Annotated in this window: 24 protein-coding genes and 1 pseudogene; 15 read left to right on the forward strand and 10 right to left on the reverse strand. The window is 74.2% G+C overall.

What is annotated here, in order from left to right; translation table 11 throughout:
* Window positions 1-9 precede the first annotated feature (9 nt).
* From tilS to folE, 4 genes are all read left to right on the forward strand, one after another.
* Window positions 10-1,035, forward strand: a complete 1,026-nt coding sequence (gene tilS, locus BN2279_RS17885) for a tRNA lysidine(34) synthetase TilS (protein ID WP_059010749.1) — start codon at window positions 10-12, stop codon at window positions 1,033-1,035.
* A gap of 35 nt (window positions 1,036-1,070) precedes the next feature.
* Window positions 1,071-1,625, forward strand: coding sequence for a hypoxanthine phosphoribosyltransferase (hpt, locus tag BN2279_RS17890; RefSeq protein ID WP_059010752.1), 555 nt, complete (start codon window positions 1,071-1,073; stop codon window positions 1,623-1,625).
* A gap of 195 nt (window positions 1,626-1,820) precedes the next feature.
* Complete coding sequence (gene ftsH / locus BN2279_RS17895) at window positions 1,821-3,860, forward strand: ATP-dependent zinc metalloprotease FtsH (protein ID WP_079032289.1); 2,040 nt, start codon at window positions 1,821-1,823, stop codon at window positions 3,858-3,860.
* 114 nt (window positions 3,861-3,974) lie between these two features.
* Complete coding sequence (folE, locus tag BN2279_RS17900) at window positions 3,975-4,598, forward strand: GTP cyclohydrolase I FolE (RefSeq protein WP_059010756.1); 624 nt, start codon at window positions 3,975-3,977, stop codon at window positions 4,596-4,598.
* A gap of 27 nt (window positions 4,599-4,625) precedes the next feature.
* On the opposite strand, the gene BN2279_RS17905 is transcribed toward folE, so the two are convergent.
* The 4 genes from BN2279_RS17905 to BN2279_RS17920 all read right to left on the reverse strand — a co-directional run bounded on the left by BN2279_RS17905 (window position 4,626) and on the right by BN2279_RS17920 (window position 7,994).
* On the reverse strand, window positions 4,626-5,423 hold the full coding sequence (locus BN2279_RS17905; protein ID WP_159037260.1) for a hypothetical protein: 798 nt from the start codon (window positions 5,421-5,423) through the stop codon (window positions 4,626-4,628).
* A gap of 87 nt (window positions 5,424-5,510) precedes the next feature.
* The gene (locus BN2279_RS17910; RefSeq protein ID WP_407702266.1) at window positions 5,511-6,443 is read right to left on the reverse strand and encodes an ABC transporter substrate-binding protein; all 933 of its coding nucleotides are present in this window, start codon (window positions 6,441-6,443) and stop codon (window positions 5,511-5,513) included.
* A gap of 35 nt (window positions 6,444-6,478) precedes the next feature.
* Window positions 6,479-7,255 (reverse strand): ABC transporter permease, encoded by a 777-nt coding sequence (locus BN2279_RS17915; protein ID WP_079032255.1) that lies wholly within the window; start codon window positions 7,253-7,255, stop codon window positions 6,479-6,481.
* 1 nt (window position 7,256) lies between these two features.
* Window positions 7,257-7,994, reverse strand: a complete 738-nt coding sequence (locus BN2279_RS17920) for an ABC transporter permease (RefSeq protein WP_059010762.1) — start codon at window positions 7,992-7,994, stop codon at window positions 7,257-7,259.
* Between the two features lie 41 nt (window positions 7,995-8,035).
* Here BN2279_RS17920 and BN2279_RS17925 point away from each other — a divergent pair, with 41 nt between their 5' ends.
* Together BN2279_RS17925 and BN2279_RS29975 are read left to right on the forward strand one after the other, a co-directional pair.
* Window positions 8,036-9,253 (forward strand): ABC transporter ATP-binding protein, encoded by a 1,218-nt coding sequence (locus BN2279_RS17925; RefSeq protein WP_234347982.1) that lies wholly within the window; start codon window positions 8,036-8,038, stop codon window positions 9,251-9,253.
* Window positions 9,220-9,438 (forward strand): CBS domain-containing protein, encoded by a 219-nt coding sequence (locus BN2279_RS29975; protein ID WP_059010764.1) that lies wholly within the window; start codon window positions 9,220-9,222, stop codon window positions 9,436-9,438. Before BN2279_RS17925 ends, BN2279_RS29975 begins: the two co-directional genes overlap by 34 nt.
* A gap of 8 nt (window positions 9,439-9,446) precedes the next feature.
* Here BN2279_RS29975 and BN2279_RS17935 read toward each other — a convergent pair whose 3' ends face one another.
* The 3 genes from BN2279_RS17935 to folB all read right to left on the reverse strand — a co-directional run bounded on the left by BN2279_RS17935 (window position 9,447) and on the right by folB (window position 10,998).
* Entirely contained in the window at window positions 9,447-9,950 is a 504-nt protein-coding gene (locus BN2279_RS17935) for a DUF3180 domain-containing protein (protein WP_059010766.1), read from the reverse strand.
* An 83-nt stretch (window positions 9,951-10,033) separates the two neighbouring features.
* Complete coding sequence (gene folK / locus BN2279_RS17940) at window positions 10,034-10,642, reverse strand: 2-amino-4-hydroxy-6-hydroxymethyldihydropteridine diphosphokinase (protein WP_059010768.1); 609 nt, start codon at window positions 10,640-10,642, stop codon at window positions 10,034-10,036.
* Window positions 10,639-10,998: a dihydroneopterin aldolase gene (gene folB / locus BN2279_RS17945; protein ID WP_059010966.1), complete on the reverse strand. Its 360-nt coding sequence runs from the start codon at window positions 10,996-10,998 to the stop codon at window positions 10,639-10,641. The genes folK and folB overlap by 4 nt, the downstream gene beginning before the upstream one ends.
* Window positions 10,999-11,152: 154 nt before the next feature.
* Between folB and folP the strand changes: the two genes are divergently transcribed.
* Window positions 11,153-12,025 (forward strand): dihydropteroate synthase, encoded by an 873-nt coding sequence (folP, locus tag BN2279_RS17950; protein WP_234347983.1) that lies wholly within the window; start codon window positions 11,153-11,155, stop codon window positions 12,023-12,025.
* On the forward strand, window positions 12,022-12,507 hold the full coding sequence (locus tag BN2279_RS17955; protein WP_059010771.1) for a nuclear transport factor 2 family protein: 486 nt from the start codon (window positions 12,022-12,024) through the stop codon (window positions 12,505-12,507). Before folP ends, BN2279_RS17955 begins: the two co-directional genes overlap by 4 nt.
* Window positions 12,508-12,720: 213 nt before the next feature.
* Here the strand turns inward: BN2279_RS17955 and BN2279_RS17960 are convergent, their stop codons facing one another.
* Both BN2279_RS17960 and BN2279_RS17965 read right to left on the reverse strand, forming a co-directional pair.
* Window positions 12,721-14,109 (reverse strand): PH domain-containing protein, encoded by a 1,389-nt coding sequence (locus tag BN2279_RS17960; RefSeq protein WP_059010773.1) that lies wholly within the window; start codon window positions 14,107-14,109, stop codon window positions 12,721-12,723.
* A complete protein-coding gene (locus BN2279_RS17965) occupies window positions 14,106-14,621 on the reverse strand; it encodes a PH domain-containing protein (protein ID WP_059010774.1) in 516 nt (171 codons plus the stop codon). Before BN2279_RS17965 ends, BN2279_RS17960 begins: the two co-directional genes overlap by 4 nt.
* 64 nt (window positions 14,622-14,685) lie before the next feature.
* Between BN2279_RS17965 and BN2279_RS17970 the strand changes: the two genes are divergently transcribed.
* Window positions 14,686-15,837 carry an NADH-quinone oxidoreductase subunit D gene (locus tag BN2279_RS17970; protein WP_059010776.1) on the forward strand — a complete coding sequence of 384 codons (1,152 nt, stop codon included), beginning with the start codon at window positions 14,686-14,688 and terminating at the stop codon, window positions 15,835-15,837.
* Window positions 15,838-15,867: 30 nt separating this feature from the next.
* Here BN2279_RS17970 and BN2279_RS17975 read toward each other — a convergent pair whose 3' ends face one another.
* On the reverse strand, window positions 15,868-16,929 hold the full coding sequence (locus tag BN2279_RS17975) for an SAM-dependent methyltransferase (protein ID WP_407702263.1): 1,062 nt from the start codon (window positions 16,927-16,929) through the stop codon (window positions 15,868-15,870).
* A gap of 91 nt (window positions 16,930-17,020) precedes the next feature.
* Here BN2279_RS17975 and BN2279_RS17980 point away from each other — a divergent pair, with 91 nt between their 5' ends.
* The 6 genes and pseudogenes from BN2279_RS17980 (at window position 17,021) to nadC (ending at window position 23,673) form a co-directional block, all read left to right on the forward strand.
* On the forward strand, window positions 17,021-18,232 hold the full coding sequence (locus BN2279_RS17980; protein WP_059010778.1) for a sensor histidine kinase: 1,212 nt from the start codon (window positions 17,021-17,023) through the stop codon (window positions 18,230-18,232).
* Window positions 18,233-18,248: 16 nt separating this feature from the next.
* A complete protein-coding gene (locus tag BN2279_RS17985; RefSeq protein WP_059010779.1) occupies window positions 18,249-18,926 on the forward strand; it encodes a response regulator in 678 nt (225 codons plus the stop codon).
* Window positions 18,927-19,025: 99 nt separating this feature from the next.
* Entirely contained in the window at window positions 19,026-19,985 is a 960-nt protein-coding gene (locus BN2279_RS17990) for a Rossmann-like and DUF2520 domain-containing protein (protein ID WP_059010781.1), read from the forward strand.
* Window positions 19,982-20,854: a pantoate--beta-alanine ligase gene (panC, locus tag BN2279_RS17995; RefSeq protein ID WP_079032259.1), complete on the forward strand. Its 873-nt coding sequence runs from the start codon at window positions 19,982-19,984 to the stop codon at window positions 20,852-20,854. Before BN2279_RS17990 ends, panC begins: the two co-directional genes overlap by 4 nt.
* A pseudogene (locus BN2279_RS18000) lies at window positions 20,851-22,633 on the forward strand (L-aspartate oxidase). Before panC ends, BN2279_RS18000 begins: the two are co-directional and overlap by 4 nt.
* Entirely contained in the window at window positions 22,630-23,673 is a 1,044-nt protein-coding gene (gene nadC / locus BN2279_RS18010; RefSeq protein WP_059010784.1) for a carboxylating nicotinate-nucleotide diphosphorylase, read from the forward strand. The pseudogene BN2279_RS18000 and the gene nadC overlap by 4 nt, the downstream one beginning before the upstream one ends.
* Window positions 23,674-23,675 lie beyond the last annotated feature (2 nt).

Below are 23,675 nucleotides of genomic sequence, written 5' to 3' on the forward strand. Positions count from 1 at the left end.
GATGCGGATATGGGTCCCCATCCTGCGGTCGCCGCGATACGCCTGGCGGTCCGCCGCGTTCTGCACGACGTTCTCAGCGACTCGCCACCCGGCCGCCCCCCGCTCGTGCTCGTCGCCTGCTCCGGCGGCGCCGACTCCATGGCCCTCGCCTCCGCCGTCGCCTTCGAGGCGCCCCGGCTGCGGCTGAGGGCCGGCGGCATCACCGTCGACCACGGCCTCCAGGCCGGCTCCGACGCCCGGGCCCACGAGGTCGCCGAGCGGCTGACCGCCCTCGGCCTCGATCCCGTCGACACCGTCACGGTCCATGTGGGCCACGCGGGCGGCCCCGAGGCCGCTGCCCGCACCGCCCGGTACGCCGCGCTCGACGACGCCGCCGAACGTCACGGCGCGACCGCCGTGCTCCTGGGCCATACCCGTGACGACCAGGCGGAAACCGTGCTGCTGGGCCTGGCCCGCGGCTCGGGCACCCGGTCCCTCGCCGGTATGGCCGCCGTCTCCGGCGGGCTCTCCGGCGCCTCCGGCGCGGACCGCCGCTACCGGCGGCCGTTCCTCGCCATCGACCGCCAGACCACCCGCAAGGCGTGCCTCGTCCAGGCCCTCCCGGTCTGGGACGACCCGCACAACGCCGACCCGTCCTTCACCCGCTCCCGGGTGCGGCACGAGGCCCTGCCCGTGCTGGAGAAGGCCCTCGGCCGCGGCGTGGTGGAGGCCCTGGCCCGCACCGCCCGGCTCTCCCGGGACGACGCCGACGCGCTCGACACCTGGGCGCAGGAGGCGCAGCGGGCGGCGACCCGCCCCGACGGCACCCTGGACATCGCCGCGCTCCACGCGCTGCCCCCCGCGGTCCGCCGCCGCGTGCTGCGCCGCGCGGCGATCGCCGCCGGTGCCCCGGCGGGCTCGCTGTTCGCGCGGCACATCGAGGAGACCGACCGCCTGATCACCGCCTGGCGCGGCCAGCGCCCGCTGAACCTGCCGGGCCGCGTCGAGGTGAAGCGGCAGGGTGGCAGACTGGTCCTCCAGCAGGCGAACCAGTAGAGCCGGGCGCGTCCCGGCAGGGAGCAGTGGCACGGGTGCGAGAGACGGACCTGGGGGCCGACCTGGAGTCGGTGCTCATCACCAAGGAAGAGATCGACGCCAAGCTCGTGGAGCTGGCCGCGAAGATCGACGCTGAGTACGCGGGGAAGGACCTGCTCCTCGTCGGGGTCCTCAAGGGCGCGGTGATGGTCATGGCCGACCTCGCCCGTGCCCTCGCGTCGCCGGTCACCATGGACTGGATGGCGGTGTCCTCCTACGGCGCCGGCACCCAGTCCTCGGGTGTGGTGCGGATCCTCAAGGACCTCGACACCGACATCGCCGGCCGGCACGTGCTGATCGTCGAGGACATCATCGACTCCGGGCTGACCCTCTCCTGGCTGCTGTCGAACCTCGGGTCCCGGGAGCCCGCCTCGCTGCGGGTCTGCACCCTCCTGCGCAAGCCGGACGCCGCCAAGGTCGACATCCACGTCGAATGGGTCGGCTTCGACATCCCGAACGAATTCGTGGTCGGATACGGCCTCGACTACGCCGAGAAGTACCGCAACCTCCCCTTCGTCGGGACGCTCGCGCCGCACGTCTACAACGGGTAGCCGGGAACACCGGGCGATGCCCTACCGTTGACCCGGGGAGAGGCGGCGGCACCCCGCGCTGGGGTACCGTCGCGATAGGTCAAGCTGAGACAAGGCCGGGCGCGATTCGGCCGACACCGCGCGCACAGCGGATCCCTTCCGGGGGCTGTGCCTCTATGTGTGGCAGGAGGGACGGGGCCGCGCCGCCCCGTATGGATAGACGTGAAGCGCTATTTCCGTGGGCCAGTGATGTGGATCGTGCTGGCCGTCCTCGCCGTCATTCTGCTGATGCAGGTGTTCAGCTCGTCCGAGGGCTACAAGAAGGTGGACACCGGCGAGGTCGTCCAGGCGATCAGCCAGAACCGTGTGCGGTCCGCCGAGCTCACGACCGGTGACGAGCAGATGATCCGGGTCGAGCTCCGCGACGGCCAGAAGATCGAGGGAAGCAGCAAGGTCCAGGCCAGCTACATCGACGGCCAGGGCGAGCTTCTCGCCCGCGACCTCCAGGCCAAGTTCCAGGACGACCAGCTTCCCGACGGGTACACCGTCTCGCCCAAGTCGCAGAACCCCTTCGTGGGCATGCTGCTGTCGATTCTGCCGTTCCTCCTGATCATCATCGTGTTCCTCTTCCTGATGAACCAGATGCAGGGTGGCGGCTCCCGGGTGATGAACTTCGGGAAGTCCAAGGCCAAGCTCATCACCAAGGACACCCCCAAGACGACGTTCGCCGACGTGGCCGGCTCGGACGAGGCCGTGGAGGAGCTCCAGGAGATCAAGGAGTTCCTCCAGGAGCCCGCGAAGTTCCAGGCCGTCGGCGCCAAGATCCCCAAGGGCGTGCTGCTCTACGGCCCGCCCGGCACCGGCAAGACGCTGCTGGCCCGCGCGGTCGCGGGCGAGGCGGGCGTCCCGTTCTACTCGATCTCCGGCTCCGACTTCGTGGAGATGTTCGTCGGTGTCGGCGCCTCCCGCGTCCGCGACCTGTTCGAGCAGGCCAAGGCGAACGCCCCGGCGATCGTCTTCGTCGACGAGATCGACGCGGTCGGCCGCCACCGGGGCGCCGGTATGGGCGGCGGGCACGACGAGCGGGAGCAGACGCTCAACCAGCTCCTGGTGGAGATGGACGGCTTCGACGTCAAGGGCGGCGTGATCCTGATCGCGGCGACCAACCGGCCGGACATCCTCGACCCGGCGCTGTTGCGTCCCGGTCGCTTCGATCGGCAGATCGCCGTGGACCGCCCCGACATGAACGGCCGGCTGGAGATCCTCAAGGTCCACCAGCGGGGCAAGCCCGTCGCGCCCGATGTCGACCTGTCGGCCGTCGCCCGGCGGACCCCCGGCTTCACCGGCGCCGATCTGAACAACGTGCTGAACGAGGCGGCGCTGCTGGCCGCCCGGGGCAACGCCAAGCTGATCGACAACAAGTTCCTCGACGAGGCGATCGACCGCGTCGTGGCCGGTCCGCAGAAGCGCACCCGGATCATGAGCCAGAAGGAGAAGATGATCACCGCGTACCACGAGGGCGGACACGCCCTGGTCGCGGCGGCCTCTCCCAACAGCGACCCGGTGCACAAGGTGACGATCCTCTCCCGCGGCCGTGCCCTCGGTTACACGATGGTGCTGCCCGAGGAGGACAAGTACTCCACGACGCGGAACGAGATGCTCGACCGGCTGGCCTACATGATGGGCGGCCGGGCGGCCGAGGAGCTGGTCTTCCACGACCCGACCACGGGCGCCGGTGACGACATCGAGAAGGCCACGTCCACGGCGCGCGCCATGGTCACCCAGTTCGGCATGACCGAGCGGCTGGGCGCCATCAAGTTCGGCCAGGACACCTCCGAGCCGTTCCTCGGCAAGGACATGGGCCACCAGCGCGACTACTCGGAAGAGGTCGCCGGGCTGGTGGACGAGGAGGTCAAGAAGCTGATCGAGGGCGCGCACAACGAAGCCTGGGAAATCCTGGTGGAGAACCGCGACGTCCTGGACAACCTCGTCCTGGCGCTCCTGGAGAAGGAGACGCTGAACAAGGAGGAGCTGGCGGAAATCTTCCAGCCCGTCGTCAAGCGCCCGCCGCGCCCGGCGTGGACCGGCTCCACCCGCCGCACCCCCTCGACCAGGCCCCCGGTCACGTTCCCGACCAAGGGGATCAACCTGGCCAACGGCAGCCTGGAGAAGGGCAAGGCACCGCTCGAATCCGTGGACGAGAACGTGTCGGCCCCGGGCGGCGGCTCCGGCCAGGGATCCGGCTCCGAGGACTGACCACCCGCACCGGCGCCGACCGGTGGACCGGAATGCCCTCCGCGCCCCTCACGTTCTACTGTGAGGGGCGCGGCCGTGTGCGGAGCGGGCGCCGGGATGAGGAGTGATGATCACATGACCGACCCGTTGACCCTGACGGGCCACGGCCCTGGGACCAGACAGCAGCAGGTCGGCGAGTTCGACGAGAAGCGGGCCGAGGCGGCCGTCCGGGAGCTGCTGATCGCGGTCGGGGAGGACCCGGACCGCGAGGGGCTGCTGGACACCCCCGCCCGGGTGGCGCGCGCCTACCGGGAGATATTCGCCGGGCTGTGGCAGCGGCCGGAGGACGTGCTGACCACCACGTTCGACCTGGGCCACGACGAGATGGTGCTGGTGAAGGACATCGAGGTGATGTCGACCTGCGAGCACCACCTCGTGCCGTTCGTCGGCCAGGCCCACATCGGCTACATTCCGGCCGCCAGCGGGAAGATCACCGGCCTGTCGAAGCTGGCCCGGCTGGTGGACGTCTTCGCCCGCCGCCCGCAGGTGCAGGAGCGGCTGACCACGCAGATCGCGGACTCGCTGATGCGGATCCTGGAGCCGCGCGGGGTGATCGTGGTCGTGGAGTGCGAGCACATGTGCATGACGATGCGCGGGGTGCGCAAGCCGGGGGCCAAGACCACCACGTCGGCCGTCCGGGGCCAGCTCAGGGACGCGGCCACCCGCGCCGAGGCGATGAGCCTCATCCTCGCCCGCTGACGCCCCCGGGTGCCCCCGGCCCCGGCCCTAGCGCTGCTGGGCGCCCGTGCCGAAGAAGTCGAAGCCGCCCACCCGCCGCGAGGTCGGCGGGGCCGGGGAGCGCTGCGGGAGCCTGGGCTGCTCCCGGGCAGCCGCCGGGGCCGGCTGTGCCGGCAGCTCGGGTGCCGGGCGCTCCCGCGGCGGCTCCGTCGGGGTCGGCTCCGTCTCCCGCGCCCGGAGGGCCGCTTCCCGCTGGCGGGCCACGTTGCGGGAGAGACGGCCGAGCGCCTCGTACGCCTGCCGGTAGGTGAGCTGGGTCGGGGCGCCGCGCGGGGTGCGGTGGTCGGTGGCGTCGGCGGTGAGCGCCTTGGCCGGGGCCGCGGCCTCCAGGGCCAGCAGCCGCCGCCCCTCCAGCGCCTTGGCCCGCTCGCTCTCCGCCGTGGCGTAGCGGCGGAGCAGGTCGGCGTGCTCGGTGCGCAGCCCGGCCAGCTCCAGCCGTGCCGTGCCGAGGTCGGCCCGCTTGGCGCGGAGCTTGGCCTCCAGCACGGTGATCAGCTCCCGGGCCTCCTCCAGTTCGGTGTGCTTCTCCTCGACCTGCCAGGTCAGACCGGCCTTGGCGGCGCGTTCCCGCGCGACCTGCCGCCCCGCCTCCAGGTCCCAGCGGCGCAGCAGGGCCGCGCAGGTCGCGGCCGAGGCGGCGGCCACGGCGACCAGGACGCGCAGAACGGGCGCGTCCTCGTCGCCGAGCAGAAGGGCCCCTCCGGCGCACAACAGCGCCAGGCCGCCCAGAGTGGCCGGGGCCAGCACCTGATGAAGTGCCGATGAGCGGTGACGTCCACGTGCCATGGGCGAAACTTACCGTGACGTCGACAGCGGACGGGAGGGTGTCCAGTCGGTTGTGGCCTGGGAGTTATGCGCGGGTGGTGGACCGGCTCAGTTCTCCAGCAGGCCGTGCTCCTCCAGGTAGTCGCGGGCGACGTCCTCGGCCTGGCGGCGTTCGGAGTCCACCTGCCGGTTCAGCTCGATCAGGTCGTCGGTGGTCAGCTCGGCGGTCAGCCGGTTCAGGGCGGTGGCGATGCCCTCGTCGCTCGCGCTCCCGGTGTTCAGCACGGGCAGGAGGTTGTCGGCGAGCTGGAGGTTCTTGTCGTCCTCCAGCAGGACCAGGTCGAAGTCCTTCAGGGTGGCGTCGGTGGTGACCACCAAGGCCATGTCGTCGTCGCCGTTCTGGACGGCCTGCTTGCCCTGGACGGTGCCCACGCCCTGGGGATCGACCTCGGTGATGTCGATGCCGTACGTCTCCTCAAGACCCGGTTGGCAGAACGGCCGTTCGGGGCAGTCCTCACCGGCCGCCAGGCGGATCGGCAGGCCCGACTCGCCGAGGTCGGTCAGGGTCGTCAGGTCGTGCTCGTCGGCGAACTCCTCGGTGACGGCGAACGCGTTCTGGTCGACGGCCTCCCCGGCGTCCAGGACGGTCAGGCCCCGGGGCTCGGCCAGCTCCCGCAGCGCGGTGACGGTGGCCTCCACGTCGGAGGAGGCGACCGGCTCGGCGTCGGCGCCGTTGACCTGGGCGTTGAGGAACTCGGCGGCGGTCGCGGCGTATTCGGGGACGATGTCGATGCCGCCGCTCTCCAGCTCCGGCCAGTACAGCTCGCGGCCCTCGACCGTCTCGATCGTGGTGGAGTACCCGGCGTCCTCCAGGATCTGCGCGTAGAGCTGGGTCATGATCGTGGCCTCGGTGAAACCGGCGCCGCCGATCGTCAGCGAGCCGCCGCCGCCTTCCTCCCCGCTGCCGCCCTTCTCCTCCAGGTCGTCGCCGCCGCAGGCGGCCAGGGACAGGGACAGGGCGGTGAGGGCGCTCACGGCCAGGAGCGTGCGGCGTCTGTGGGAGGGGGAAGTCGCGGTCACGGGAGTCTCCGTCCATCGGGTCGGGGCTGCGTCGAGGGTCGCGTCGGGAGCTGTGTCGGGTGGTGGGTCGGTCGGGGCGGCGCGGCGTCGCCGGGCCGGGGGCGGCGGCGGTTGGGGTCGAACAGGCGCTGGGCCAGCACCAGCAGGCCCTCGACGGCCAGCGCGAGCAGCGCCACGACGACGGCTCCGGCGACGACCTGCTCGGTGTGGTAGCGGGCGAAGCCGGCGGTGATGACGCGGCCGAGCCCGCCGCCGCCGGCCAGCGCGGCGAGGGTGGCGGTGGCGACGATCTGCACTGCCGCGGTGCGGACGCCGGTCATGATCAGCGGGAACGCCAGCGGGAGTTCGACTCGCGCCAGCACCTGTCGGCGCGACATGCCCATGCCGCGGGCGGCCTCCACGACGCCTCGGTCGGCCTCGGAGACGCCGACGTAGGCGTTGGTCAGCAGGGGCGGGATCGCGAAGAGGACCAGCGCCAGGATGGTGGGCAGCTCGCCGTGGCGGCCGAGCGGGCTGAGGGTCAGCAGCACCAGGACGGCGAACGTGGGGATGGCGCGTCCGGCGTTGGAGATGTTGATGGCCAGGGCGCCGCCGAGCCGCCGTCCGCCGCCGTGGCCGAGCCAGAAGGCGACGGGGAGGGCGACGGCGCAGGAGATCAGCAGGCAGACGCCGGTGAGGTAGAGGTGCTCGCCCAGCCGGTGGGTGATCCCGGACTCGCCGGACCAGTGCGATCCGGTGGTCAGCCAGGTCCACGCTTCGCCGATCACGTCCATGTCACACCGTCCCCGGGACGTCCAGGACCGAGTCCCGGGGAACGGGCCCGCGCCGTTTCGCGCCGCCCGCGCGGGTCCACGGGGTGATCAGCCGCTGCACGGTCAGCAGCGCCACGTCGGCCAGCACGGCGAGGGCGACGCACAGCGCCGAGGCGGTGAGCACCTGAGCCTTGAAGTAGCTGTGCATGCCGCTGTAGATGAGGTTGCCGAGGCCGCCGTAGCCGACGATGGCGCCGACCGTGGTCAGGGAGACGGCGGAGACGGTCGCGATCCTTATGCCGGCCATCAGGGCGGGCAGCGCGAGGGGCAGCTCGATCGCGAACAGCATGCGCCCGCGGCCGTAGCCGAGTCCGACGGCGGCCTCGCGGGCCTCCTCGGGAACGGACTGGAGGCCGGTCAGCATGTTCCGCACCAGGATCGTCAGCGAGTAGAGCACCAGACCGCAGATGACGACCGACATCGAGATGCCGAAGACGGGGAGCAGCAGGGCGTACATCGCTAGCGTCGGCACGGTGTAGAGGACGGTGGTCAGGCCCAGGATGCCGCCGGCCGCGAACCGCCAGCGGCGGGCGAGGAGCGCGAGCGGCAGGGCGACGAGGACGGCGATGGCGACGGCGGTGACCGTGATCAGGACGTGCTCCACGGTGGCGTCGGTCAGTTCCTCGGCGCGGCTGCTCACATATTCACCGCAGATCCACTCGTTCGCCGTAAGACAGCTTTCGGCAGTGGCCGCACTCATGTTCCGACACCCTAGCCGCTGAATCTGACAACATGATGAACATGCTGCGCTTCGAGCACGTGTCCAAGCGGTACCCCGACGGGACCGTGGCCGTGGACGACCTCGACCTCGATGTGGCGGAGGGCGAGCTGGTCACCCTGGTCGGCCCCTCCGGCTGCGGCAAGACCACCACCATGAAGATGGTCAACCGCCTGGAGGAGCCCACCGAGGGCCGCGTCCTGCTCGACGGGCAGGACGTCGCCTCCTACGACCCGGTGAAGCTGCGCCGCCGCATCGGCTACGTGATCCAGCAGGTCGGCCTCTTCCCGCACCGGACCGTGCTCGACAACACCGCCACCGTCCCGCTGCTGCTCGGCCGGCGGCGCGCGGACGCCCGCAGGCGGGCGGCGGAACTGCTGGAACTGGTCGGCCTGGACCCGTCGGTGTACGGGAGCCGCTACCCGGACCAGCTCTCCGGCGGCCAGCGGCAACGGGTCGGCGTGGCGCGGGCGCGGGCGGCGGCCCCGCCGGTGCTGCTGATGGACGAGCCGTTCGGCGCGGTGGACCCGGTCACGCGGGAGCGGCTCCAGGACGAGTTCCTCGACCTCCAGGCCAAGATCCGCAAGACCATCGTGCTCGTCACCCACGACGTGACCGAGGCGGTCAAACTCGGCGACCGGATCGCCCTGTTCGGCGAGCAGGCCCGCATCGCGCAGTACGACACGCCCGCCGCGATCCTCGCCGCCCCCGCCGACGACTTCGTCGCGTCGTTCATCGGTTCGGGAGCCGCGATCCGCGGACTGCGCCTGGTGCCCGTCGGCACCCTCCCGCTGGACCCCGTCGACGTGGTCACCGAGGATCCGGCCCGCGACGACCCGGCCCGCGAGGACATGGCCCGCGAGGACCCGGCCGGGGCCGGAGCGGAGGACGCCGGCGGTGCCCCGCGCGCCGTCCTGGTCGGCGCGGACGGCAGGCCGCGCCGCTGGCTGCGCCCGCCCGCCCGGCCCGACGCCGGCACGGACCCGGCCGCCGCCCTCGTCCGGGAGGCCCCGAGCCCCTACGACGCGCTGGGAGCCATGCCTCCTCGCTGGCGTCGGACGGGCTGCGCGGCGGGGGCGGCCGCGGGGCCTTGTCGCTGGACGGGGACGACGGCCTGCACGGCTGGCTCCCGCTGCCGGAGCCCGGCGACGGCGGCGGGGGCGGCGCGGACGCGGGGGACGGGCGGGTCGCCGACCGCGCGCGGCGGATGGAGGCGTGGCTGCCGCTGGGCTCGTCGCTGAAACAGGCGTTCTCCACGATGCTCCAGTACGACGCGGGCTGGATCGCGGTGCTCGACGAGGACGACCGCTTCCTCGGCGTGCTGACCCCCGGCGGCCTGCACGAGGCGCTGCGGCGCTCGATCGAGGCGGACGCGCGGGCCGTGGACCGCGCGGCGGTCGAACTGGACATCGCCAAGGGCCCGTAGCCGGTGGCTCAGACGGGCGAGCCCACCGGGCCGTTCCCGCCCTCGTCGTTCTCGTCGCCGTCCGGCAGGCGGCAGACCCGTTCCAGCAGCAGGGCCGCCGCCACCACCGCGAAGCCCGCCAGCACCGCGAGCCCGGCGTACAGCGCCTGGTCCCGGCGGTTGGGCACGTCCAGCCGCTCCATCGCCAGATAGAGGCCGAACCCGCCGTACCCGCCGGCCATCAGCGCCGAGACCAGCGCGCTGGCCTGGCCGAAGACGACCGCGCGGGCCGCCATCAGCCGGTCCACCGGCCTGGCGCCCGGCCGCCGCTCGCGCTGCGCCCGCAGGCGCGCGCGCAGCGACAGGGCCGTCGCCAGCAGAGTGGCGGCGATCAGACCGAGGATGACGGGCGCGAGCAGCGGCACGGCGGGCAGCGTGTTGCCGAGGGAGTCCCACAGGCCGGCCCCCGCCCAGGCGAGCGCCGTCGCCGCCGCGAACAAGCCGGCCAGTGTCGCGATCCGCAGTTGGTTCACCGCTGTGCGCGCCCCTCGTCGTGAATGGTCCGAAGTCGTAGTCTGCCGCAGCCACCCGGCTCAGGACCCGGTCGGCCCCGGGGTCAGTCCGGGACGACGAGCCCGAGGTCCGACCGGAGCGTCACGCCCTGCCCCGCCACCTCCGACAGCAGCCCGGCGACCGTGCCCCGTCCGGGGACAACGGCGTCGGGCTGGACATCGTGCCACGGCGCCAGCACGAAAGCCCGTTCGTGGGCCCGTGGATGGGGCAGGGTGAGCGCCGGGTCGCCGGAGACGATGCCCTCGTACGCCACGATGTCCACGTCCAGGGTCCGCGGACCCCAGTGGCTGTGGCGGACCCGCTGGTACGCCTCCTCCACCGCGTGGGCCCGCTCCAGCAGCGAGGACGGCGGCAGCGTGGTCCGCAGCAGCACCACGGCGTTGAGGTACGCGCCCTGGGTGCCGGGCTCGACGCCCCACGGCTCGGTCTCGTAGACGGGGGAGACGGCCTTCACCTTCAGGCCCGGGGTGTCGGCGAGCGCGTCGACCGCGCCCTGAAGGGTCTCCAGGCGGTTGCCGAGGTTGCTGCCGAGGGACAGCACGGCGGTCCTGGGGTTGTGGAGCGTCGAGTCGGCGGCGTCCACCTGCCGCACGACGGACGCGGGCACCGGCTGGACGGTCGGATCGGGGGAGGACGGGGCATCGGGGGTCATGCTCGGCTCCGCGTGATGGTGAGGGACACGTCGTCGAAGGGAACGGTGATCGGCGCCTCCGGCTTGTGCACCGTCACCTCCACCTCCCGCACGGCGTCGTGCGTCAGGCAGCGGTCGGCGATGCGCTGGGCCAGCGTCTCCAGCAGGTCACAGGGCTCGCCCGCGATCAGGGCGGTGACCTCCTCGGCCACGACGCCGTAGTGCACGGTCCTGGCCAGGTCGTCGGTCTCGGCCGCGGGACGGGTGTCGAGGCCCAGGACGACATCGACGACGAACGGTTGTCCCTCGGCACGTTCCCTCGGGAGCACGCCGTGAAAGCCTCTGGCACGCAGTCCGCGCAAGGCGATTCTGTCCACGGCGGTCACTCCCTCGGTCGGGTGGCGGCGGCATGACGCCTCGGTCCGGTATTCGAATCTACCTGCGAGACCTCGACCCCCCTGTCAGCACCGTCCGCCCCGGCGGTGTTCCCGCGCGGCCCGGGGCCGGGACCGCTGCCCCTACCCTGGTGGCATGAGCATCTCGCACGGCCAGGTGACCGGTCTGCCCCGGTGGGACCGCTGCGCGGTCATGGGGGTGGTCAACGTCACACCGGACTCCTTCTCCGACGGCGGGCGGGGGTTCGACGTCGAGTCCGCGGTCAAGCGCGGCCTGGATCTGGTGGCCGAGGGCGCGGATCTCGTGGACGTCGGCGGGGAGTCGACGCGGCCCGGCGCGACGCGGGTGGACGAGGCGGAGGAGTTGCGGCGGGTCATCCCCGTGGTGCGGGAACTGGCCGGTGAGGGCGTCGTCGTCAGCGTGGACACCATGCGGGCCTCCGTCGCCGAGCGGTCGGTCGCGGCGGGCGCCCGGCTCGTCAACGACGTGAGCGGCGGACGCGCCGACGCCCGGATGGTGCCGGTGGTGGCGGACGCGGAGGTGCCGTTCGTCGTGATGCACTGGCGCGGCCAGAGCGTCGACATGAACGACCGCGCCGTATACGGAGACGTGGTGACCGAGGTGATCGGCGAACTGCGCGCGAGCCTGGACGCCGCGGTGGCGGGCGGGATCGCGGCGGACCGGATCGTCACCGACCCCGGCCTGGGGTTCGCCAAGCGGGCCGGGCACGACCTGGCGCTGGTGGCCGCCGTGGACCGGCTGCGCGCCGAACTGGGCCTGCCGCTGCTGATCGCGGCCTCCAGAAAGCGGTTCCTGGGCCGGGTGGTGGCCCGGCCCGACGGCACCCCGCCGCCCGCCCGCGAGCGGGACGCGGCGACCGCCGCCGTCACCGCGCTGGCCGCCCGCGCGGGCGCCTGGGCGGTGCGCGTGCACGAGGTGCGGGCCAGCGCCGACGCGGTACGGGTGGTGCGGGCCGTCACCGGCGCGGGCGGGGAGGGAGCCGCGTGAGCGGCGCCCCGAAGGACGTCGAGGCGGTGTCCGCCGCCAACACCGCGCTGTACGACGCGCTGGAGCGCGGCGACCTGGAGGCGATGTCCGAGCAGTGGCTCGACGACGGCGTCAGCGTCGTCCACCCCGGCTGGCCGGTGATCAGCGGGCGCGGCGAGGTGATCCGTTCCTACGCGCTGATCATGGCGAACACCGAGTACATCCAGTTCTTCCTGACCGATGTCGAGGTCTCCGTACTGGGCGACACCGCCCTGGTGACCTGCACCGAGAACATCCTCAGCGGCGGCCCCGCCGAGGCCGACGGCACCGCCGGGCCACTGGTCGGCGGGCTCGTCGTGGCGACCAACGTCTTCCGCCGCACCGGGGACGGCGCGTGGAAGCTCTGGTCGCACCACGGCTCACCGGTGCTGATCGACGACGACGAGGAGGAAACGGACGGCGACGAGGACGCCCTCGGCACCTCCCCGGACGAGGACCTCTGACCCGGCCCGGTGCGGCAGTTGCCGGGCGTGCCTCACCGCCGTCCTGACGTGCCCGGAGTGCCGGGCGGCAGACAGGGCGCGGCGGACGCCGCAGGGGGAACGGCCCGGCCCGCGTCGTCCCCGTGCGGCCTCGTCGTGCTGACCGTCGTCCGGGCCGCCCCGGCGAGCGGCGGCGTGACGACGCCGGGTGCGAGCGCGTACGCGGGGCACGGGTCAGGCCGTGTCGTTCGTGCCGTCCGTGGCCTCCGGCGCCGCCGGGGGGCCCGTCAGCCAGCGTTCCGGGGTGGCCCGGCGGCGGCTCAGGCGGGAGCGGGTGGCCTGGGCGGCGACCTCGCGGGTGGCGTGGTCGGCGTCCTGGAGGCGGGCGGTCGCCGTGCCGTTCGCGCCGTGGTCCACGTGGATGTGGGCCAGCCGCAGCTTCCGCGCCCACGGCCCCTGCGTCAGCCGCACGCTCTGCACCTTCGCGTGCGGCACGAGCGTGTGCCGCAGCCGCAGCCGGCCCTGGCGGGCCACGAACACCGCGTCCGTCACGCCGTGTCCGTAGCCGACGCGCCAGACCGGGACCGCCCAGCGGGCCCGGCGGGGCGCGCGGTGGACCGAGGCCAGGGCCTGTTCCAGGTCCACCGCGGGCAGGATGCGGCCGATCAGCGCGCCGGCCACCGCGCGGGGCGCGACCGGCAGCAGCAGGCCGCTCTCGTTGCCCGCGCCCGCGACCTCCAGCTCCACCCGGACCCAGCCGCGCGCCCGCCACAGCAGCGGCTCCACGATCCGCACCGACTGCACCCGGCCCGGCGGCACGGTGGCGTGGTCGCGCTGGAGCAGGCCGTGGTCCAGGCGCAGCCCGTCCGGTGATTCGCTGACCGTCCAGCCGTACTGCGTGAGGAAGGCGCCCAGGCTGCCCCGCCAGACCGCGGCCAGCATCGGCAGCACGACCACCAGCGCCGCGAAGAGGCTGCCGGTCGCCACCCACACCAGCGGCGCCAGGACCAGCGCCCCCAGCAGGAACCCCCACGCGCTGCCCAGCAGCGCCAGCGCCCACGCCAGGTCCTCGGTCCGCACCCGGTACAGCGCCCGCGCCGGCGCCTCGCCCGCCGTGGGCGCCGCCTCCGGGGCGATCCCGGCGGCGCGGGCCAGCAGCTCCGCGCGCAGGTCACGCGCCTCGTTCTCGTCGAGGAACGCCAGCTCGTCCGCCGAGCCGGAGCCGACCACGTCCATCTTCAGCTTGGCCACGCCCAGCGCCCTGGCCAGCAGCGGCCGGGTGATGTCCACGGACTGGATTCGGTCCAGGCGCAGGTGCGCGCTGCGGCGGAACAGCAGCCCGGTCCTGATGCGCAGTTCGGTGTCGGTCACCAGGTAGCGGGTGACGCGCCAGGACAGCCAGCCGTAGCCGGAGGCGCAGACCAGGACGGTGGCGACCAGCGCCAGCGACCGGCCGGTGCCGAGCGAGGCGGTCCAGGTGCGGAGCTGGTCGGCGTTCTGCGCGACGACCGCGAAGAGGCCCGCCAGCGGTGCCCATGCCCGCCGCCACGGGGTCAGCGGGTGGAGCCGCTTGCCGCTCCCGGCGGGGATGCCGTCCCCGGGCGCGGGGGGCACCGGGGTCACAGCCCCGCCGAGCGGGCCTCGCCCAGCTCGGTGAGCCGGTCGCGCAGCCGTTCCGCCTCGGCGGGGGCGAGGCCGGGGACGGTGGCGTCGGGGGCCGCCGCCGCGGGGTGGAGCTGGAGCCGGGCCAGGCCGAAGCGGCGCTCCAGCGGCCCCGACGTGACCTCCACCAGTTGCATCCGGCCGTAGGGGACGACCGTGAGCTGCCGCCACAGGACGCCCCGGCTGATGAGGAGGTCGTCGTCGCGTTCGAGATAGCGCCAGGACCGCCAGTTGCGGCCGAGCGCCGGCCAGCTCCCGGCCGCCACCGCCACCGGCGGCACCGCGAGGAGCGACCAGAGGCCGTCCGTGAAGAGCGGCGGCAGCACGGCGGCGGCCAGCGCGGGCGGGCCCAGCCACAGGACGAGGAGCAGCCGTCGCATGCGGAGCAGGCCGGGTTCGATCGCCCGCCAGCGCTCACCGCCCGCCGCCTCGGACCCCCCGTCCGGTGCCGGTCCCTGTGCCACCGTGTCCATGCCGGAAAGCTTAGAGCGGGGACGGGGGCTGGAAGAGGGCGGAGAAGGTGCGAGACTGGCGCGCATGGCGGAGACGGCGCACACGACGGTCGGGATCGGCGGGGCCGCCGAGAGCACCGACATGGTGCTGAACATCGGCCCCCAGCACCCGGCCACCCACGGTGTCCTGCGGTTGCGCCTCACGCTGGACGGGGAGCGCATCTCGCGCGCCGAGCCGGTCGTCGGCTACATGCACCGGGGCGTGGAGAAGCTTTTCGAGGCGCGTGACTACCGGCAGATCATCGTGCTGGCGAACCGGCACGACTGGCTGTCGGCGTTCTCCAACGAGCTGGGCGTGGTCCTCGCCGTCGAGCGGATGCTCGGCATGGAGGTCCCCGAGCGCGCGGTGTGGCTGCGCACGCTGCTCGCCGAGCTGAACCGGGTGCTGAACCACCTGATGTTCCTCGGCTCCTATCCGCTGGAACTGGGCGGCATCACACCGATCTTCTACTCCTTCACCGAGCGCGAGAGCCTCCAGCAGGTGATGGAGGAGGTGTCCGGCGGCCGGATGCACTACATGTTCAACCGCGTCGGCGGCCTGAAGGAGGACCTGCCGGCCGGCTGGACCGGCCGGGCCCGGCAGGCGGTCGCGGCGGTCCGCACGCGGCTCGCGCAACTGGACGATCTGGTGCTGGGCAACGAGGTGTTCCTCGCCCGCACCACCGGCGTCGGCGTGCTCAGCCCCGAACTGGCCTGCGCCTACGGGGTGTCCGGCCCCATCGCGCGGGCCCGCGGCGTCGACTTCGACCTGCGCCGCGACGAGCCGTACCTGGCGTACGGGGAGCTGCGGGACGTGCTGCGCGTCGCCACCCGGGAGGCCGGGGACTGCCGGGCCCGGATGGAGGTGCTGTTCGAGCAGACGGCGAACGCGCTGGATCTCGCCGACGCCTGCCTCGACCGGCTCGCCGAGCTGCCGCCGGGCCCGGTGAACCAGCGGCTGCCCAAGGTGCTGAAGGCGCCGGAGGGCGCCACGTACGCCTGGACGGAGAACCCGCTGGGCGTCAACGGCTACTACCTGGTGTCGAAGGGCGAGAAGACGCCGTACCGCCTGAAGCTCCGCACCGCCTCGTACAACAACATCTCGGTGCTGGGGGAGCTGCTGCCGGGGACGCTGGTGGCCGACATGGTCGCGATCCTCGGCTCGTTCTTCTTCATCGTCGGCGACATCGACAAGTAGCCGGCACGCGGCCGGCGCGGCCGGGCCGACTCAGAGCGGCGGGGCGCCGATGCCCACCGGCTGGATCAGCCAGGTGAAGCCGCCGAGCCCCGCCGGGTCGGTCAGCTCCGCCGCCTCGCCCGCTGCGGCCAGCGCCCGTACGTACCCGGCGGGGTCGGCCGTGGCCATCGCCAGCGGCGGGCGCCCCCCGGTCACGCCGAGGGCGCGCAGCGCCCGGCGCTGCGGCAGCAGCACCGCGCCGGGCCCGGCGCACGCGTCCAGCGCCACGTGCGCGGTCAGGTCCCGGGTGCCGTCCGGGACGGGCGGCACCGCGCGCCCGTGCCGGTAGCCGGTGAGCGTGCCGAACGGCGGCCGGTCCGCGCGCAGGTGCGCGTAGTCCACGGCCACCGCGAGACCCCGGGCCAGGCTGCCCACCGCCCGCGCCCACGCGAGGTCGCGCGGCAGCCCGATCTCCGCGCGGGCGCCCTCCTCGCGCGGCAGCGGCCACCAGCGGCGCAGCCCCGCCGCGTCCGGGCCGGTCACGGGCGCGCCGGGACGTTCCTCGCCGGTGGACGGGACCACCAGGACGTACCGGACCACGCCGTCACCGCCGCGCTCGGCGATGTCGAGCGGCACGTTGTCCAGCCACTCGTTGGCGAACAGCAGGCCCTCCGCGCCCGGCGGCGGCTCCGCCCGCCAGTCGATCCGGGGGTCGAGCCCCGCCGGGCGGGGGGCCCGTTCCACCGCGCACGGCCGCACCCGCGCCGCGACGGCGGGCGGCAGCGCGGCCAGCACCCCGGCGACCAGCTCGCCCCGGCCCGCACCGACGTCGGTGAACGCCAGCTCCGCCGGGCGGCCCAGCGCCTCGTCCACCCGCGTGAGCAGCTCGGCCACCGCCCGCGCGAACAGCGGCGAGGCGTGCACCGCCGTCCGGAAGTGCGCCGCCGGTGCCTCCCGCAGGAAGAACCCGTTCGGCCCGTACAGCGCCCGCTCGGCCGCCGCGCGCCAGCCGACGGCCTCGCCGGGCGTTTCCTCGGGCGCTTCGCCGTCCACGCGCCGTCCCGCCTCCCCGTTCGCCGTGTCACCGGCCTCGTCGCCCCTGACCGTCTCCACCCCACCGTCCACCTTGAGGAGTAGTTGAGCGCTTCACGTATCGGCCGTCCGGTTGACTCCCCAGCCGCACGCAGTGCCTACTCTGGGTGACGTGAACAGGCTCTACGATTTCCTGCGCCGGCACCCGACATGGGTCGACGGCTTCTGGGCCTTCGTATTGCTGATGTCATCCTTCCTGACAATCGCCGTGCAGGGCGAGACGGGGTACGAGGGGCCGGAGCTGCGCGGCATGGCCGTCTCCCTCGTCCACGCCGCCGTCGTCACCTGGCGCCGCGCGGCGCCGCGGAAGATGCTCGGACTCGCCTTCGCCGGCGGCCTGTTCCAGCTCGTCGCCGACGTGCCGCCGCTCCCGTCGAACTTCGCGTTCCTCATCATCACCTTCACCGTCGCCTGCGGCACCGACCGCGGCCTGTCGCGGCTGGCGCTGGCCGGTGCCCTGCTGGCGCCCACGGTCTCCACGCTCCGCTGGCCCGGCGAGGCCGAGGGTGAGACGCCGGTCGAGACGGTCGTCTCCGTGCTGTTCCTCACCATCGCGTTCTGCCTCGCCTGGGTGCTCGGGGACTCGCTGCGCACCCGCCGGGCGTACTACGCGGAGCTGGAGGAGCGCGCCGCCCGGCTGGAGCAGGAGCGGGAGACGCAGGCCCGGATGGCCGTCGCGGCCGAACGCGCCCGGATAGCCCGCGAGCTGCACGACGTCGTCGCGCACAACGTGTCGGTGATGGTCGTCCAGGCCGACGGCGCCGCCTACGTGCTGGACACCGCGCCGGAGCAGACCCGCAACGCGCTGCACACCATCTCCGGCACCGGCCGCCAGGCGCTCACGGAGATGCGCCGGCTGCTGGGCGTGCTGCGCGGCGAGGACCCCGCCGCCGGCTCCCTGGACTACGTGCCGCAGCCCGGCGTCGAGCAGCTCGCCGATCTCGTGGACCAGGTCAGGGACACCGGGCTGCCGGTGGACTTCCGCATCGACGGCACGCCCAGGCCGCTGCCCAGCGGCGTGGAGCTGACGGCGTACCGGATCGTCCAGGAGGCCCTGACGAACACCCGCAAGCACGGCGGCCCCGACGTCGGCGCGACGGTCCGGCTGGAGTACGGCAGCGACGCGCTGACCGTTCTCGCCGAGGACGACGGCCGCGGCGCGCAGCACGAGCTGTACGGGGAGCGCGGGGCCGACGGCCTCGGCCAGGGGCTGATCGGGATGCGGGAGCGGGTCGGTATGGTCGGCGGCGTCCTGAAGGCGGGCCCCCGGCCGGGCGGCGGTTTCCGGATCAGTGCCACGCTGCCGCTGGCAGCCAACGACTAACCGAGGGGGACCGGCCATGCCGATCCGGGTCATGCTCGTGGACGATCAGGTTCTGTTGCGAACCGGGTTCAAGATGGTGCTGGCCGCCCAGCCCGACATGGAGGTGGTGGCGGAGGCGGGGGACGGCCTGGAGGCGCTGGACGTGCTGCGGTCCACCTCCGTGGACGTCGTGCTGATGGACGTGCGCATGCCGCGCCTGGACGGCGTCGAGACCACGCGGCGCGTCTGCCAGGAGGGCGGCGGCGGCCCCGGCGACCCGAAGGTGCTCATCCTCACCACCTTCGACCTCGACGAGTACGCGTTCTCCGGGCTCAAGGCGGGCGCGGCCGGTTTCCTCCTCAAGGACGTGCCGCCGGACGAGCTGCTCGGCGCGATCCGGGCCGTGCACAGCGGCGACGCCGTCGTCGCCCCCTCCACCACCCGGCGCCTGCTGGACCGGTTCGTGACGCTGCTGCCGACGTCCGACGTCGCGGCCCACCCGGAGATCGACCAGCTCACGGACCGCGAGCGGGAGGTCCTGATGCTGATCGCGCAGGGCCTGTCCAACGGCGAGATCGCCAAACGGCTGTTCGTCTCGGAGGCCACGGTCAAGACCCATGTGGGGCGCATCCTGGCCAAGCTCGGCCTCCGGGACCGCGTGCAGGCGGTCGTCCTGGCGTATGAGACGGGCCTGGTGCGGGCCGGCGGGCGCTGACGCCGTACGCCCGGGGGCGGCGGGCGGCCGTAGCATGGAGCGACGTCCGGTACCGAAGACACGGACCGGAACGCCTGACCGAAAGAGGCACGAGCCGTCGTGAACGCCGCCAACGCCCCCCGGGGCACCGAGGCGCGTGACCGCCCCGCCCGGCTGCGCGTCGGCGTCGTGGGCGCCGGCCGCGTCGGGCCGGCGCTCGCCGCCGCGCTGCGCATGGCGGGCCCCCGGCCGGGGGCCGGGGCCGGCGTCTCCGACGCCGCCCGCCGCCGCGCCGAGGCGCTGCTGCCCGGCGTGCCGCTGGTCGCGCCCGACGAGGTGCTGGCCCGCGCCGATCTGGTGCTGCTCACCGTCCCCGACGACGCGCTGCCCGGGCTGGTCGCCGGGCTGGCCGAGACCGGCGCGGTCCGGCCCGGCCAGTTGGTGACGCACTGCTCCGGCCGGTACGGCACCGGCGTGCTGGACCCGGCACTGCGGGCGGGGGCGCTGCCGCTGGCGCTGCACCCGGTCATGACGTTCACCGGCACGCCCGTGGACGTGCAGCGGCTGGCGGGCTGCTCGTTCGGGGTGACCGCGCCGGCCGAGCTGCGGCTCGCCGCCGAGGCGCTGGTCATCGAGATGGGCGGCGAGCCCGAGTGGATCGAGGAGAGCGCCCGCCCGCTCTACCACGCGGCCCTCGCGCTGGGCGCCAACCACCTGGTCACCCTCGTCGCCCAGTCCCTCGAACTGCTGCGCACCGCGGGCGTGACCGCCCCCGACCGGATGCTCGGCCCGCTGCTGGGCGCCGCCCTGGACAACGCGCTGCGCTCCGGCGACGCCGCCCTGACCGGTCCGGTCGCCCGGGGCGACGCCCGCACGGTCGCGGCGCACGTCGCCGAGCTGCGCGCCCACGCCCCGCACGCCCTGGCGGGATACCTGGCGATGGCCCGCACCACCGCCGACCGGGCGCTGGACCACGGGCTGCTGAAGCCGGAGCTGGCCGAGGCGCTGCTCGGCGTCCTCGCCGACGGCGAGCGGGGCACGGGCGGCCCGGGCCCGGGCACGGACGGAGGAGAGCGATGACCCTGCCGGTGGCGCGCCGCGCCGAGGAACTGCGCGAGCTGTACGCGCCGGACGCGCCCGGCACGCGCCGGGCCGTCGTCATGACGATGGGCGCCCTCCACGAGGGCCACGCCGCGAACATCAGGGCCGCCCGGGAACGGGTCGGCCCCGGCGGCCGGGTCGTGGTGACGGTCTACGTGAACCCGCTCCAGTTCGGCGCGGGCGAGGACTTCGACCGGTACCCGCGCACGCTGGACGCCGACGTGCGGGTCGCTGCGGCGGCCGGCGCCGACGCGGTGTTCGCCCCGGCCGACTCCGCGATGTACCCGGGCGGCGCGCCGCAGGTGCGGCTCGCCGCCGGGCCGCTGGGGGAACGGCTGGAGGGCGCGTCCCGTCCCGGGCACTTCGACGGGATGCTGACCGTCGTCGCCAAGCTGCTCCACCTCACCCGGCCGGACGTCGCGCTGTTCGGCGAGAAGGACGCGCAGCAGCTCGCCCTGATCCGCCGCATGGTCGCCGACCTGGACTTCCCGGTCGAGATCGTCGGCGTTCCCACCGTGCGCGAGCCGGACGGCCTGGCCCTCTCCAGCCGCAACCGGTACCTGTCCGGGCCCGAGCGCCGCACCGCGCTGGCGCTGTCCCGGGCGCTGGCCGCCGCCGCGCGGCACAGCGACGCGACCGGCGCGCGGGCCGCGGCCCGCGCCGTGCTGGACGAGGCCGCCGCCGCCGAGCCGCCGCTCGCCCTGGACTCCCTGGCGCTCGTGGACCCCGCGGACTTCCCCGAGGCCCCCGCCGGCCACACCGGCGCGGCGATCCTGGCCGTCGCCGCCCGCGTCGGCACCACCCGCCTGATCGACAACGCGCGCCTCACCCTGGGAGCAGCCGCATGACCACCCCCGGGGCGATACCCGCTCTGCCGCTCCCGGCTGTCCCGGCCGCGCTGCCCGCGCCCGCCCCCGGCTGGGCCGTCGAGGCGGAGGTCGTCGTCGTCGGCTCCGGCGTGGCGGGCCTGACCGCCGCCCTGCGCTGCGCCGCCGCCGGCCGCCGGACCGTCATCGTCACCAAGGCGCGGCTGGACGACGGCTCCACCCGCTGGGCGCAGGGCGGCATCGCCGCCGCGCTCGGCGAGGGCGACACCCCCGCCCAGCACCTGGCGGACACGCTGGTCGCGGGCGCCGGGCTGTGCGACGAGACGGCCGTCGAGGCGCTGGTCACCGAAGGCCCGGCCGCGGTGCGGCGGCTGATCGCGCTCGGCGCGCGGTTCGACGCCGACCCGGACGGGGCGATCGCGCTGACCCGCGAGGGCGGCCACCACCGCCGCCGTATCGCGCACGCCGGGGGCGACGCGACCGGCGCGGAGATCTCCCGCGCGCTGGTGGCCGCGGTGCGCGCGGCCGGCATCGAGACGGTCGAGAACGCCCTCGTGCTCGACCTGCTCAAGGACGCCGCCGGCCGCGCCGCCGGGGTGACGCTGCACGTCATGGGCGAGGGTCGGCACGACGGCGTCGGCGCGGTCCACGCGCCGGCCGTCGTACTGGCGACCGGGGGCATGGGCCAGATCTTCTCCGCGACCACCAACCCGCCCGTCTCCACCGGCGACGGCGTCGCCCTGGCGCTACGGGCCGGGGCGGAGGTCTCCGACCTGGAGTTCGTCCAGTTCCACCCGACCGTCCTGTATCTCGGGCCGGACGCGGAGGGCCAGCAGCCGCTGATCTCGGAGGCCGTGCGCGGCGAGGGCGCGCACCTGGTGGACGCGGACGGCGTGCGGTTCATGGCCGGGCAGCACGAGCTGGCCGAACTGGCGCCGCGCGACATCGTCGCCAAGGCCATCACCCGGCGCATGCGCGAACGAGGCACCACGCACATGTTCCTCGACGCCCGGCACTTCGGCGCCGCGATGTGGGAGAGCCGTTTCCCCACCATCCTCGCCGCCTGCCGCGCCCACGGCATCGACCCGGTTGCCGCCCCGATCCCCATCGCCCCCGCCGCGCACTACGCCTCCGGCGGGGTCCGTACCGACCTGTCCGGCCGCACCACCGTGCCGGGCCTGTACGCCTGCGGCGAGACCGCCTGCACGGGCGTGCACCCGACTCTTTTACACATCTCCGCGCCCACGAGACAGGCAGCAATCTCCTATGCCGTATCCTCCTTGAAAAAAAAACAGCCCACGTTCTCCCCTCTTACTCCTCCTTACACGCTCTTCTCGTCTTTATCACCACGCACTTACATGGATCGTGGCGCGGGCCTCCGGCGGCAGCAGTCCCGGGCCGGGTCCGGCGGGGGCCCGCGCCACGATCCAGCGGGTCATGACCGAGGGCGCCGGAGTGCTGCGCTCCGCCGGGAGCCTGGCCGCCGCCGCCCGGGCGCTGGACGCGCTCGCGGGCGGCGAGGACCGCAAGCCGGCCGAGCCGGGCACCGACACCTGGGAGACGGCTAATCTGCATCTGGTCGCACGGGTGCTGGTCGCCGCCGCCGGGCACCGCGCGGAGACGCGCGGCTGTCACTGGCGCGAGGACCACCAGGGGCGGGACGATGCCCACTGGCGGCGCCACCTCGTCCTCACCCTGCGGCCCGGGGACGCGGGCCCGACCCTGCACGCCGCCCCAACCGAGACCACCGCGTTCCCGCCGACGGACGCCACCGCCACCGAGGAGACCCACCAGCCGTGACCAGCCCCGAATCCCACCGGGCCCTGCCCGTAGAGCTGACCCTGCTGCCCATCGGCAGCAGGCCGGGCGAGGACGAGCCGGCCGGTGGCTGCGGCGACGACTGCGGCTGCGGCGGCGAGGACTTCGCGGGCCACGACCCGCTGGAGTGCGGCCTCGACCCCGACCTGGTCGCGCTGCTGGCGGCCGGGGGACTCGACCCGGTACAGGTCGAGGACATCGCGCACCTCGCCGTCGAGGAGGATCTCGACAACGGCGTGGACGTGACCACCGTGGCCACCGTGCCGGAGGACTCGGTCGCGACCGGCGACTTCGTGGCCCGCCGGGCCGGTACCGTCGCCGGGCTGCACATCGCGGAGGCCGTGCTGTCGATCGTCTGCACCGACGAGTTCGAGGTGGAGCGGCACGTCGCGGACGGCGACCGCGTCGAGCCGGGACAGGTGCTGCTGTCCGTCACCACCCGCACCCGTGACCTGCTCACCGGCGAACGCAGCGCCCTCAACCTGCTGTGCCACCTCTCCGGCATCGCCACGGCCACCCGCGCCTGGGCCGACGCGCTGGAGGGCACCCGCACCCGGGTCCGCGACACCCGCAAGACGACGCCGGGCCTGCGCGCCCTGGAGAAGTACGCCGTCCGCTGCGGCGGCGGCGTCAACCACCGCATGTCCCTGTCGGACGCCGCGCTGGTCAAGGACAACCACGTGATCGCCGCCGGCGGGGTCGCGGCGGCGTTCCGCAAGGTCCGCGAGGAGTTCCCCGGCGTGCCGGTGGAGGTCGAGGTGGACCGCCTGGACCAGATCGAGCCCGTCCTCGCCGAGGGCGCGGACCTGATCCTGCTGGACAACTTCACGCCCGACGAGACCAGGCGGGCCGTGGCCCTCGTCGCCGGCCGCGCGGTCCTGGAGTCGTCCGGCCGCCTCACCCTGGACGACGCCCGCGCCTACGCCGAGACCGGGGTCGACTACGTGGCGGTCGGCGCGCTCACCCACTCCGCCCCGATCCTCGACATCGGGCTCGACCTCCGCCCCGAGAGGCGCGACTGACC

Origin of the sequence: Streptomyces specialis (genome assembly GCF_001493375.1) — a bacterium.
Taxonomy (GTDB): Bacteria; Actinomycetota; Actinomycetes; order Streptomycetales; family Streptomycetaceae; genus Streptomyces; species Streptomyces specialis.